The sequence below is a fragment of the Stenotrophomonas sp. YJH_SMC_19 genome (genome assembly GCF_059367915.1).
The window spans coordinates 1-12,681 of record NZ_JCAFRI010000005.1; the positions used below are offsets into that span (position 1 = coordinate 1).

Sequence of the window (12,681 nt, forward strand, 5' to 3'; positions counted from 1 at the left end):
CAGGAGCGCATCAAACTGAAACTGAAAGGTCTGAGCCCGGTAGAGTACCGGGAGCGGGCCCAATCGGCCGCCTGACCCCGTCCAAGTCTCGGGGGTCACTTCACCTTGGGGGCTTGGCCGCGGCATCCATGCCGCGGACACCCCCGCAACCGGACCCACCCCGCCTTCGACAGATTTCCGCGGCTGTTGGTGGGTGTCGACCTTGGTCGACACATCCATGCAATGCGTGGATGAACATGGAAATGATCCAAAGCGCTGTCTGTAGAGTCGAGCCTTGTCCGACTCCCGCGCGCAGCGCGAGGTAGATCCACGCCATGCGCGGATGAGCATCCCGGAAATGGGGTCAGAGCCCTTTGCTGCACAAAGGGATCCGACCCCTGGGTACTTACGCCGAGGCGTAACGCACGGCGGTGCCGATCCAGCGCTGCACCACACGATCGGCCAGCGTGGGTTGCTGGTCCAGCAGGCGCTCGGCCAGGTCGTGCACGCCGGGCAGCAGGCCGGCGTCGCGGGCCAGGTCGGCGATGCGGAAACCGGCCAGGCCGGTCTGCCGGGTACCCAGCAATTCACCGGGGCCGCGCAGTTCCAGATCCTTCTCGGCAATGACGAAACCATCGTTGGTTTCGCGCATGGTCTGCAGGCGCTCGCGTGCCATCTGCGAGAGCGGTGCCTGGTACAGCAGCACGCAGCGCGATACCGCCGAACCACGGCCGACGCGGCCGCGCAGCTGGTGCAGCTGGGCCAGGCCCAGGCGCTCGGCATTCTCGATCACCATCAGCGAGGCGTTCGGCACATCCACGCCCACTTCAATCACCGTGGTCGCCACCAGCAGGTCGATGTCGCCGGCCTTGAACGCCACCATCGTCGCCAGCTTTTCGGCGGCTTTCAGGCGACCATGCACCAGCCCCACGCGCACGCCCGGCAACAGCGCCTGCAGCGATTCGTAGGTGGCCTGCGCCGGGGTGGCATCCAGTTCTTCGCTTTCCTCGATGAGGGTGCACACCCAGTACACCTGCCGCCCTTCCTGGCAGGCCAGTGCGATGCGCTCGATCAGCTCGGGACGACGATCGTTGTTGAGCGCGACGGTCTGCACCGGGGTACGGCCCGGCGGCAGTTCGTCGATGGCCGACACATCCAGGTCCGCGTATTCGGACATCGCCAGCGTGCGCGGAATCGGCGTGGCGGTCATCACCAGCTGGTGTGGCACGCTGTTGCCGCCCGCGCCCTTGTCGCGCAGCGCCAAGCGCTGGTGCACGCCGAAGCGGTGCTGCTCGTCGACGATGGCGAGCGCCAGATCCTGGAACACCACCGCCTCCTGCATCAGCGCGTGGGTACCGACCACCACCTGCGCTTCGCCGCTGGCGACCTGCTCCATCACCTTGGCGCGCGCCTTGCCGGTGACTTTGCCGGCCAGCCAGGCGATGCGCACACCGAGCGGTTCCAGCCAGCCGCGCAGGTTGTTGAGATGCTGTTCGGCCAGCAGTTCGGTGGGCGCAGCCAATGCAACCTGCTTGCCCTGCTCCACCGCCAGCATCGCCGCCAGCGCGGCGACCACGGTCTTGCCGGAGCCCACATCGCCCTGCACCAGCCGCAGCATCGGGCTGGGCCGCGCGAGGTCCTCGCGGATCTGCTTGAACACGCGCGCCTGTGCGCCGGTCAGGGCGAACGGCAGCTGCTTCAGCAGCGCCTTGGCCAGTTTGCCGGGGCCGGCCAGCGGCGGCGCATGGTGCGCCTGCAACGCGATGCGCTGGCGACGCAGGCTGAGGTGGTGGGCCAGCAGCTCTTCCATCGCCAGGCGGCGCTGCGCCGGGTGGGTGCCGGCGGCCAGCGCGGCCAGATCGGCATCTGGTGGCGGCCGGTGCACGGTCAGCAGCGCGCTGCGCAGTGACGGCAGGCCGAGGCCATCGAGCCAGCCGCTGGGCAGCAGTTCCAGCGCGCTTTCCTCGGGCAGGCGGTCCAGCGCCTGGCCGATCAGCTTGCGCATGGTCATCGGACCGACGCCTTCGACGGTGGGATACACCGGGTCGAGGCGGTCGCCGAGTTCGGGATCGTCGTTGCGGCCCAGCACCTGGTAGCTGGGGTGGACGATTTCCAGGCCGAGCTGGCCCGGTTTGGGCGTGCCGAAGCAGCGCAGCCGGTTGCCGACCGCGAACTGGCCGACCTGCTGCTGGCGGAAGTGGAAGAAGCGCAGCACCAAAGTGCCCCGCCCTTCGTCTTCCACCGCCACTTTCAGCATCGGCCGGTAGCGCATGCCGCGCTCGACCGCGACCACCCGCCCTTCCACCTGCGCCGGTACGCCGTTGCGCAGGTCTTCGATGCGGGTCAGCCGGGTCCGGTCTTCATAGCGCAGCGGCAGATGAAGCCAGAGATCCTGCAGGGTGGCCAGGCCACGCGCCTGCAGTTTGGCGGCCACGGCCGGACCGACGCCCGCGAGCATCGCCAGGGATGCTTCGCCGGACGGTGACAGGACCGGGGTGACCGCCGCCTTGCGTGCCACGTGGCGGTCAGTCGATGACCATCACCGCGTCGACCTCGAAGTTGGCGCCCTTGGGCAGGCCGGAGACTTCGATGGTGGAACGGGCCGGGTACGGGGCCTGGAAGTAGTCCTGCATGACCGCGTTGACCTTGGCGAACTCGCCCAGATCGGTCAGGTACAGGCCCAGACGCACGACCTTGTCCAGCGAGCCGCCAGCGGCTTCGGCCACGGCCTTGAGGTTGTCGAAGGCGCGGCGGGCCTGTGCTTCGACGTCGCCGGCGCCGACGATGTCGCCGGTGGCCGGGTCGAGCGGGATCTGGCCGGAGAAGTACACGGTGTTGCCGGCGCGCACGGCCTGCGAGTACGGGCCGATGGCGGCGGGGGCCTTTTCGGTGTTGATGATCTGGCGGGACATGGGTCGCTCCGGTGCTTGGGGGAAAACAGAGCGGTGATTGTACCGGGTGGGCGCGGCATCGGCTGGGGGTCGGATCCGTTTCCCGGCGGGAAACGGATCCGACCCCGTACGTCGTGTGCGCGGAACGTCATCCACGCATGGCGTGGACCTACTGGCGGCGTACCGACTGCACGACCGACAGACGACGCAGGCGGCGCATCACTTCGGCCAGGTGGTTGCGGTCGCGTACCTGGATGTTGAACGCCAGCACGGCGGCGTTGAAGTCGCGGTCCAGGTAGTCCACGCGCTCGATGTTGGAATGGCTCTGGGCGATGGCGGCGGCCAGCTGCGCCAGCACGCCGGTGCCGTTCTCTACTTCCACCACCAGCGAAGTGTCGTAGTCGCCGGAAACGGTGGTGTCCCAGCCGATCGGCACCCAGCGCTCGGGCGACTTGCGCAGCTCGGCCAGGTTCGGGCAGTCCATGCGGTGCACCACGATGCCCTTGCCGGCGGTGTGGTAGCCCATGATCTCGTCGCCGGGAATCGGCTGGCAGCAGCCGGCGAAGGTGACCACGCCGCGCTCGCTGCCGTTGATCAGGATCTTCTCCTGCGAATGGTGGCGCGAATGCGGGCCGCCACGCAGTTCGGCGTAGGCCATCAGCGCCTGCGCGGCCTGGGTCGGCATCCAGTTGCCCAGCGCGACCTCGGCCAGCAGCGCCTCCAGGCGCGGGAAACGATGCTCGGCCAGGAACGCATCCAGGCGCCCCTTCGGCAGCCGTTCCAGCGACGAATCCATCGCCTCCAGCGCACGGTCGAGCATGCGGTGGCCCAGCTGCACGGCATCTTCGTGTTCCAGCTGCTTGAGCTGGTGGCGGATGGCAGTGCGCGCCTTGCTGGTAACCACGAATTCCAGCCACTGCGGTTTCGGCGTGGCCGAGCGTGCGGTGATGATCTCCACCGACTGCCCCGACACCAGCTTGGTGCGCAGTGGCACCAGCTTCTTGTCAACGCGCGAGGCCACCGCCATGTTGCCGACATCGGTATGCACGGCGTAGGCGAAATCGAGCGCGGTGGAATTGCGCGGCAGGGCCAGGATCTTGCCCTTCGGGGTGAACAGGTAGACCTCGTCCGGGAACAGGTCGACCTTGACGTTGTCGAGGAACTCCAGCGAAGAGCCGGCAGCGCGCTGCGAGTCGATCAGTTCGACGATCCAGGCGTGGGCACGGCTCTGCGCGCTGTTGGGCGAATCGCCACCAAACTTGTAGGTCCAGTGCGCGGCCACGCCGCGCTCGGCGATCAGGTCCATTTCCTCGGTACGGATCTGCACTTCGATCGGCGAGCCATACGGCCCGAACAGCACGGTGTGCAGCGACTGGTAGCCGTTGGCCTTGGGAATGGCGATGAAATCGCGGAAGCGGCCATCCAGCGGTTTGAAGGTGGCATGCACCGAACCCAGCGCGTGGTAACAGCTGGGCACGCTGCGCACGACCAGGCGGAAGCCGAACACGTCCATCACCTGGTCGAAGGATTTGTTCTCGTCGCGCATCTTGTTGTAGATGCTCCACGGGGTCTTGATGCGGCTGATCAGCCGATGCTCGATCCCCTCCTTGGCCAGGCGCTGCGACAGCTGCACTTCCACCTGCGCCATCGCCTCGCGGCGCACCACCGGCTGGCTGCGGATGTGTTTTTCAATGATGGCGTGGCGCCACGGGTAGAGCGCCTTGAAGCCGAGGTTCTGCAGCTCGCTCTTGACCAGGCTCATGCCCAGGCGCTGGGCGATGGGTGCGTAGATCTCCAGCGTCTCGCGGGCGATGCGGCCGCGCGCTTCGCGGCTCTGCGCGCCCAGCGTGCGCATGTTGTGCAGGCGGTCGGCCAGCTTGATCATGATCACGCGCAGGTCGCGCGACATCGCCAGCAGCATCTTGCGGAAGCTCTCGGCGGCCGCTTCCTGGCGGTCGCGGAACTTCAGCTTGTCCAGCTTGGTCACGCCGTCGACCAGTTCGGCCACGGCCTCGCCGAACTCGGCAGCCAGCGCCTCGCGGGTGAGCGGGGTGTCTTCGATGGTGTCGTGCAGGATCGCGGCGATCAGCGCTTCCACGTCCAGGCCGAGCTCGGCCAGCACCTGGGCCACGGCCACCGGATGGGTGATATAGGGCTCGCCCGACTTGCGCGTCTGCCCAGCGTGCGCGGAGGCACCGACTTCCCAGGCACGGCGCAGCAGCGGCAGCTGTTCCGGCGGCAGGTAATGGGCGGCGCGTTCAAGCTGGAGGACGTAGTCGGGTACGGCGGCAGCGGGGGCTGCGGCGACCTTGGCAGTGGGGCCTGGGTTCATGCCCGAAGCCTATTCCAGCGCGACGTTTACGGCAAATCCTGAATGCGAAACAGCCCGCACGGGGCGGGCTGTTCGGCGATCCAGCAATGACGTTGATCGATGCGATCAATCGTCGTTCTTGGACATGTCTTCGTCGGCGACCACTTCGGCGGCAGCCCACTCCAGCGCTTCGCGCTCGGCGCGCTCACGCTCGGCCTTCTCGACTTCGTCGATCAGCGCGTTGTCGATCTTGCGGGCGGCGATTTCGCGCAGCGCCAGCACGGTCGGCTTGTCCTCGGTCTCGCTGTTGTCCAGCGTGGCCTGCACGCCGTTGGCGAGCTGGCGGGCACGCTTGGAAGCCATCATGACCAGTTCGAAACGGTTGTTAACGACTTCCAGGCAATCTTCTACGGTGATGCGGGCCATACGGGCTCCCGGCGACCGGTCGGCCGCTCAGTCGAATGAGGGAAAGGGGACGGAGTGTACTGGCAGGGGCTGGACAAAATCAAGCCAACCCCCACCCGATTCTTTTGGAATCAGTCAGTTGCACCCGGATCGGGGGTCAGCAGGGCCTGGATCAGGCCGGCATGGCGGACCTTCTGGGCCTCCCGGCGCAGGCGGCTGGCGGTGAAGATGGCGCACAGCTCGTCCACCGCAGTGTCGAACACCTCGTTGACGATGACGTAGTCGAACTCGTTGAAGTGCAGCATTTCATCGCGGGCCGCGCCCAGGCGCTGGGCGATGACCGCCTCGCTGTCCTGGCCGCGCTTGCGCATGCGGTCCTGCAGGGCCTGCTTGGATGGCGGCAGGATGAACACGGTAACCGTGCCCGGCACCAGCTGGCGCACCTGCTGCGCGCCCTGCCAGTCGATCTCCAGCAGTACGTCCTGGCCGGCGGCCAGCTGCGGCTCCACCGACTGGCGGGCAGTGCCCTTCCAGTCGCCGTGCACCCAGGCGTGTTCGAAGAAGTCGCCGGCGGCGATCATTTGCTCGAACTTCTCCGCAGAGACGAAATGGTAGTGCTGGCCGTTCACTTCACCCGGGCGCATCGCGCGCGAGGTGAAGGAGATCGACAGGGCGATCTGCGGGTCACGCGCCAGGGTGGCATTGACGATGCTGCTCTTGCCGGCACCGGACGGGGCGGCAACGATGTAGAGCGTGCCGCGCGCAACGGCGTCCGACGGCTTCGACGGGGCGCTCATGCGGGGGATCCAACGGGTTGATTTCGCAAAATTTTTCCTCGGTGTTCCAGATCCGGCGCGGAGGATCGCGCCAGGACGGCGGGGCTGCGCGGAACATCCTGGAACCAGGCCCGGCAGACGCTTTCCCCGGGGGGCGGGCACGCAACTTTACCAGAGCGGCCCCGTTGCGCGCCCGTCTGGCGGGCGCCGGGCCTTGTGCCACATGGGCGTGCGGGGGCTGTGCTATAACCGGGCCGTACCCAACGACAGCCCGGAGGCCTGCGCCTCCCCGCCATCCCAGGAGAACGGCATGCCATCGATGAGCCGCCGCCAGTTCCTGAAAGTGACCGGGACAACCCTGGTCGGCTCCAGCCTGGCATTGATGGGCTTCGCGCCCGGCATCGCGCTCGCGGAGGTCAGGCAGTACAAGCTGACCCGCGCGACCGAGACCCGCAACACCTGTACCTACTGTTCGGTGGCCTGCGGCATCCTGATGTACAGCCTCGGCGATGGTGCCAAGAACGCCGAGCCGAGCATCTTCCATATCGAAGGCGACCCGGACCATCCGGTGAACCGCGGCACGCTGTGCCCGAAGGGCGCCGGCCTGGCCGACATCATCCACAGCAAGTCGCGCCTGCTCTACCCCGAGTACCGCGCGCCGGGCTCGAACGAGTGGAAGCGGCTGAGCTGGGACGATGCGCTGGACCGCATCGCGCGGCTGATGAAGGAAGACCGCGATGCCAACTTCGTGCAGAAGAACGAGGCCGGGCAGACGGTCAACCGCTGGCTGACCACCGGCATGCTGGCGGCCTCGGCCACCAGCAATGAAACCGCGGTGCTGACCCACAAGGTCGTGCGCTCCCTTGGCATGTTGGCATTCGACAACCAGGCACGTGTCTGACACGGCCCGACGGTGGCAGGTCTTGCCCCGACGCTAGGCCGTGGTGCGATGACGAATCACTGGGTCGACATCAAGAATGCCGACCTGATCCTGATCATGGGTGGCAATGCCGCCGAGGCGCACCCGTGCGGGTTCAAATGGGTGACCGAGGCCAAGGCACACAACAAGGCACGCCTGATCGTGGTCGATCCGCGCTTCAACCGCTCGGCCGCGGTGGCCGACGTGTACGCGCCGATCCGCACCGGTACCGACATCGTGTTCCTGGGGGGCCTGATCAACTACCTGTTGACCGAGGACCGCATCCAGCACGAGTACGTGCTGAACTACACCGACATGTCGTTCCTGGTGAAGGACGAGTTCGCCTTCAAGGACGGCCTGTATTCGGGCTACAACGCAGAAAAGCGCAGCTACGACCGCTCCAGCTGGGACTACGCCTACGGTGACGACGGCTTCGTGCGCAGCGACCCGACGCTGAAGGACCCGCGCTGCGTCTACAACCTGCTCAAGCAGCACTATGCGCGCTACACGGTGGAGATGGTCGAACGCATCTGCGGCACGCCGGCCGACAGCATCCGCCAGATCTGGGACATGATCGCGTCCACCGCCGGCAAGGACAAGGCGATGACCATCCTGTACGCGCTGGGCTGGACGCAGCACTCGATCGGCGCGCAGAACGTGCGTGCCGGCACCATGGTGCAGCTGCTGCTGGGCAACATCGGCGTGGCCGGTGGCGGCATGAACGCCTTGCGCGGGCATTCCAACATCCAGGGCCTGACCGACATCGGCCTGATGTCCGACCTGCTGCCCGGCTACCTGACCCTGCCGAAACAGGACGAGCAGGACTACGAGGCCTACATCGCCAAGCGCACGCAGAAGCCGCTGCGCGCCAACCAGATGTCGTTCTGGCAGAACTACCCGAAGTTCCACGTCAGCCTGATGAAATCGTGGTGGGGCGACGCCGCCACCGCCGACAACAACTGGTGTTTCGATTACCTGCCCAAGCTCGACAAGCCGTACGACATGCTGCAGGCGTACGAGCTGATGAACGAAGGCAAGATCCACGGCTACATCTGCCAGGGCTTCAATCCGCTGGCCTCGGCGCCGAACAAGGGCAAGCTGATCAGCGCGTTCTCCAAGCTGAAGTTCATGGTCAGCATGGACCCGCTGGAAACCGAGACCATCGCCTTCTGGCAGAACCACGGTGCGTTGAACGACGTCGACCCGAGCACGATCCAGACCGAAGTATTCCGCCTGCCGACCACCTCCTTCGCCGAGGAGAACGGCGCGGTGGTGAATTCCTCGCGCTGGCTGCAGTGGCACTGGAAGGGTGCCAACCCACCGGGAGAAGCACGCAGCGACATCGAGATCATGTCCGAGCTGTTCCATCGCATCAAAGCGATGTACGAGAAGGACGGCGGGGCGTGGTGGGAGCCGGTGCGCGACCTGGCCTGGAACTACGCCAACCCTGAGGTACCCACGCCCGAAGAACTGGCGATGGAATACAACGGCAAGGCGCTGACCGACGTGTTCGATCCGAAGGACCCAACCAAGCTGGTGCGCAAGGCCGGCGAGCAGTTGGCCGCATTCGGCGACCTGCGCGACGACGGCAGCACCGCCTCCGGCTGCTGGATCTACATCGGTGCCTGGGGCCCGACCGGCAACATGATGGCGCGGCGTGACAACAGCGACCCCACTGGCATCGGCAACACGCTGGGCTGGGCCTGGGCGTGGCCGGCCAATCGTCGCGTGATGTACAACCGCGCCTCGTGCGACGTCGCCGGAAAGCCGTTTGATCCGCGGCGCACGCTGCTGGCGTGGAACGGGAAAAACTGGGGCAGCGTGGACGTGCCCGACTTCAAGGCCGACGAAGATCCCGCCGGCGGAATGGGCCCGTTCATCATGAATCCGGAGGGCATCGCCCGCTTCTTCGCCAAGGCCGGCATGGCCGAAGGCCCGTTCCCGGAGCACTACGAACCGTTCGATACACCGCTGCGCAGCAACCCGCTCAGCCCCGGCCAGGTACTGACGCTGAACAACCCGGCCGCCCGCGTATTCGCCAGCGATCGCGCACAGATCGGTTCGCCGGACGAGTTCCCGCATGTGGCCACCACCTACCGCCTGACCGAGCATTTCCACTTCTGGACCAAGCACGGCAAGTTGAACGCCATCATCCAGCCCGAGCAGTTCGTCGAGATCGGCGCGGCGTTGGCCGACGAGCTGGGCATCAACAACGGCAGCCGCGTGCGGGTCAGTTCCAAGCGCGGCCACATCGAAGCGGTCGCCATGGTGACCAAGCGCATCAAGGCCCTGCAGATCGATGGCCGGACCGTGCACCAGGTGGGCGTGCCGATCCACTGGGGCTTCCTCGGTGCGGCCAAGCCCGGATACATCGCCAATACGCTGACCAACGCCATCGGTGACGGCAACTCGCAGACGCCCGAATCGAAGTGCATCCTGGTCAAGGTCGAGAAGGTGTAGGAGACACGCCATGTCACTGCAATCCCTGGACATCATCCGCCGCTCGGCCACCACCACGCCCTCGCCGGAGGCGCGTGGTGCGCACACCGGCCAGGTCGCCAAGCTGATCGATGTGAGCAAGTGCATCGGCTGCAAGGCCTGCCAGGTCGCCTGCATGGAGTGGAACGATCTGCGCGACGAAGTGGGCAGCTGCGTTGGCAGCTACGACAACCCGCCCGACCTGAGCGACCAGTCGTGGACGGTGATGAAGTTCCGCGAGTACGAGGACGAGAAGGGCAAGCTGGAGTGGCTGATCCGCAAGGAAGGCTGCATGCACTGCAGCGATCCGGGCTGCCTGAAGGCCTGTCCGTCGCCCGGCGCGATCATCCAGTACGCCAATGGCATCGTCGACTTCCAGGAAGAGAACTGCATCGGCTGCGGCTACTGCGTGACCGGTTGTCCGTTCGACGTGCCGCGCATCTCCAAGAAGGACCACAAGGCCTACAAGTGCACGCTGTGTTCGGACCGGGTGGCGGTGGGCCAGGAACCGGCCTGCGTGAAGACCTGCCCGACCGGCGCGATTACCTTCGGCAGCAAGCAGGCGATGACCGAGCACGCGGCCGGACGCGTGGAAGACCTGAAATCTCGCGGCTACGAGAACGCCGGCCTGTACGATCCGCAGGGCGTCGGCGGCACCCACGTGATGTACGTGCTGCAGCACGTGGACAAGCCGGAGCTGTATGCCGACCTGCCCAAGGACCCGCGCATCAGCCCGATGGTGGAGGTGTGGAAGGGCGTGGCCAAGCCGCTGGGCGTGCTGGCGATCGCCGCCACCGCCTTCGCCGGCTTCCTGCATTACATCGGCATCGGCCGCAACACGGTCAATGACGAGGAAGAAGAGGAAGCCGAGCACGAGGCGAAGAAGATCGAAGAGGAGCAGCGGCCATGAAGTACGCCCCGCACCCGCGCCAGATCATCCGCTACCGCGCACCGACCCGCATCAACCACTGGATCGTGGCGATCTGCTTCGTGCTGACCGCGCTGTCCGGGCTGGCGCTGTTCCACCCTGCCCTGTTCCCGTTGACCCAGTTGTTCGGTGGCGGACCGTGGACGCGCATCCTGCATCCGTTCATCGGGCTGGCCATGGTGGTGGGCTTTGCGCTGCTGGCGTTCCGCATGTGGCGCGACAATCTGCCGACCGCCGACGATCGCGCATGGATGCGCGGCATGCGCGATGTACTGCGCAACGAGGATGAGAAGCTGCCGCCGGTGGGCCGTTTCAATGCCGGCCAGAAGCTGCTGTTCTGGGCCATCATCGGCTGCCTGTCGGCGCTGCTGCTGACCGGCTTCGTGATCTGGCGGCAGTACTTCAGCCACTTCTTCCCGATCGGGGTGATCCGCTTCTCGGTGCTGGCCCATGCGCTGTTCGGCTGGGTGCTGGTGTGCGCGATCGTGGTGCACATCTATGCGGCGATCTGGATCAAGGGGTCGGTGCGGGCGATGACCCAGGGCAAGGTGACCTATGGGTGGGCGTACAAGCACCACCGGCAGTGGTTCCGGGACATCCTGCGCGGACGTCGGGAAGAGGGTTAGCGGCAGGGCCTGCGGCCCTGCACCCGCAGAGGCAACGTCAACGTCAAAAGCTGGCTATACGTGGGATGGCGGGGCACTGTGGATTTGCGGGGACGCCGTGAACCCGTCCCTGGGGGCTTGGCCGCGGCATCCATGCCGCGGACACCCCGCAAACCCACAGTGCCCCGCCTTCGACAGTTTCCCGCTGCTGTCGGAATGGCATGAGCTGCTCTTGGTGGGTGTCGACCTTGGTCGACACGATGAACATGGCAACGACCGAAACCGGTTTTTGTAGAGTCGAGCCGTGCTCGACTGCTTTGCTCGACTGCGTTGTTTGAACCCGCTGGACGCGAGCGCCGACAACGGCGAGGATGGAGGCTGGTTCTTCTGGCTGGCCCTGCATGGCGCAACGCATCCTTGAACCCGGTGAGATCGAGACGCTCGCCTCGCGCGATGTGCCGCGCATCATCCTGCCCGATATCGAGTCACTGTTCGCTGAGCGCGCGACGCGCCTGCGCAGCCTGGCCGCGCACAGTGCCATCGGCGGCTACCTGCAGCTGCTGGCGGCGTTGGCCGATGCACAGCAGGCGCTGCTGGATGAGCTGACACCGCAGCAGCGCGAGGCACTGCAGTCGCAGGCGCGCGCGCAGCAGTCGAGTGCGGCGGCCGGTGCCGGCATGCCGTTGCGGCCGGCCAACACGCTTCAGCTGGATGGATGCTGGCGCGACTGGCTGCGCACGCTGTGCCAGCACTGTGCCGACGAAACGGGGCTGCCGCTGGAAACCCGGCAGGAGCTGCAACGCGTCGCCGCGGCCGACGACGCCTGGCTGGATGCGCAGGCGCACGCGGTGCTGGAGCGCGATGACGCGCCGTCGGTGGATGCGGTCGCTGCGCTGCTGGTGATGAACGCACTGCAGGTTTACTGGGCGGTGCTCGCAGCCAGCTTCCGCCCTATCGACCTGAAGCCGCTGGCTGATGCGCCAGGGCTGTGCCCGCTGTGCGGCACGTTGCCGGTGACCAGCGTGGTGCAGGCGCGGCCACCCTATGCGTCCTACCGTTACCTGTCGTGCTCGCTGTGCGCCTGCCAGTGGCACTACGTGCGCGTGCAGTGCAGCCAGTGTGGTGCCGCCGGCAAGGACATCGCCTATCGCGCCCTGGCCGATGTGGACGGCGACAGCGGCGAGGCGGTGCGCGAGAGCGCGGTGCGTGCCGAGACCTGCGACCACTGCCACAGCTACCGCAAGATCCTGTATCTGGAAAAGGACCCGTCACTGGAGCCGGTGGCCGATGACCTCGGCACGCTGGCGCTGGATCTGCTGCTGGCCGAGGAAGGCTATGCGCGTGCCAGCCAGAATCCTCTGCTGTGGCAATCCGACGGCGATTGAGGCG

10 protein-coding genes are annotated in these 12,681 nt (G+C 66.5%); 5 read left to right on the forward strand and 5 right to left on the reverse strand.

All coding sequences use genetic code 11. The annotated features are described in order from the left end of the window. The coding region (locus AC5P5R_RS07535; protein WP_338322609.1) for an IS3 family transposase at positions 1-75 on the forward strand (75 nt) is incomplete at its 5' end. Between the two features lie 310 nt (positions 76-385). Here the strand turns inward: AC5P5R_RS07535 and recG are convergent. The 5 genes from recG to gmk form a co-directional block, all read right to left on the reverse strand. Further along, on the reverse strand, positions 386-2,497 hold the full coding sequence (recG, locus tag AC5P5R_RS07540) for an ATP-dependent DNA helicase RecG (protein ID WP_076739916.1): 2,112 nt from the start codon (positions 2,495-2,497) through the stop codon (positions 386-388). A gap of 7 nt (positions 2,498-2,504) precedes the next feature. After that, a complete protein-coding gene (locus tag AC5P5R_RS07545) occupies positions 2,505-2,891 on the reverse strand; it encodes a RidA family protein (protein WP_005410875.1) in 387 nt (128 codons plus the stop codon). Between the two features lie 148 nt (positions 2,892-3,039). Beyond that, a complete protein-coding gene (locus tag AC5P5R_RS07550) occupies positions 3,040-5,202 on the reverse strand; it encodes a RelA/SpoT family protein (protein ID WP_005410876.1) in 2,163 nt (720 codons plus the stop codon). A gap of 105 nt (positions 5,203-5,307) precedes the next feature. Further along, positions 5,308-5,607 carry a DNA-directed RNA polymerase subunit omega gene (gene rpoZ / locus AC5P5R_RS07555; RefSeq protein ID WP_005410877.1) on the reverse strand — a complete coding sequence of 100 codons (300 nt, stop codon included), beginning with the start codon at positions 5,605-5,607 and terminating at the stop codon, positions 5,308-5,310. A 110-nt stretch (positions 5,608-5,717) separates the two neighbouring features. Then, on the reverse strand, positions 5,718-6,383 hold the full coding sequence (gene gmk / locus AC5P5R_RS07560) for a guanylate kinase (protein WP_005410878.1): 666 nt from the start codon (positions 6,381-6,383) through the stop codon (positions 5,718-5,720). Between the two features lie 289 nt (positions 6,384-6,672). On the opposite strand from gmk, the gene fdnG reads away from it, so the two are divergent. From fdnG to fdhE, 4 genes are all read left to right on the forward strand, one after another. Continuing rightward, a complete protein-coding gene (gene fdnG / locus AC5P5R_RS07565; RefSeq protein WP_138927449.1) occupies positions 6,673-9,741 on the forward strand; it encodes a formate dehydrogenase-N subunit alpha in 3,069 nt (1,022 codons plus the stop codon). A 10-nt stretch (positions 9,742-9,751) separates the two neighbouring features. Further along, positions 9,752-10,669 carry a formate dehydrogenase subunit beta gene (gene fdxH, locus AC5P5R_RS07570; RefSeq protein WP_005410881.1) on the forward strand — a complete coding sequence of 306 codons (918 nt, stop codon included), beginning with the start codon at positions 9,752-9,754 and terminating at the stop codon, positions 10,667-10,669. Beyond that, a complete protein-coding gene (locus tag AC5P5R_RS07575) occupies positions 10,666-11,313 on the forward strand; it encodes a formate dehydrogenase subunit gamma (protein WP_005410882.1) in 648 nt (215 codons plus the stop codon). Before fdxH ends, AC5P5R_RS07575 begins: the two co-directional genes overlap by 4 nt. Before the next feature lie 380 nt (positions 11,314-11,693). Beyond that, positions 11,694-12,677: a formate dehydrogenase accessory protein FdhE gene (gene fdhE / locus AC5P5R_RS07580; RefSeq protein WP_087802384.1), complete on the forward strand. Its 984-nt coding sequence runs from the start codon at positions 11,694-11,696 to the stop codon at positions 12,675-12,677. Positions 12,678-12,681: the final 4 nt, after the last annotated feature.

What these genes read in the sequence shown, in the direction of transcription:
- AC5P5R_RS07545 (WP_005410875.1), bottom strand. Translation starts at nt 2,891, where the DNA reads ATGTCCCGCCAGATCATCAACACCGAAAAGGCCCCCGCCGCCATCGGC.
- AC5P5R_RS07550 (WP_005410876.1), bottom strand. Translation starts at nt 5,202, where the DNA reads ATGAACCCAGGCCCCACTGCCAAGGTCGCCGCAGCCCCCGCTGCCGCC.
- rpoZ (WP_005410877.1), bottom strand. Translation starts at nt 5,607, where the DNA reads ATGGCCCGCATCACCGTAGAAGATTGCCTGGAAGTCGTTAACAACCGT.
- gmk (WP_005410878.1), bottom strand. Translation starts at nt 6,383, where the DNA reads ATGAGCGCCCCGTCGAAGCCGTCGGACGCCGTTGCGCGCGGCACGCTC.
- fdxH (WP_005410881.1), top strand. Translation starts at nt 9,752, where the DNA reads ATGTCACTGCAATCCCTGGACATCATCCGCCGCTCGGCCACCACCACG.
- AC5P5R_RS07575 (WP_005410882.1), top strand. Translation starts at nt 10,666, where the DNA reads ATGAAGTACGCCCCGCACCCGCGCCAGATCATCCGCTACCGCGCACCG.
- fdhE (WP_087802384.1), top strand. Translation starts at nt 11,694, where the DNA reads ATGGCGCAACGCATCCTTGAACCCGGTGAGATCGAGACGCTCGCCTCG.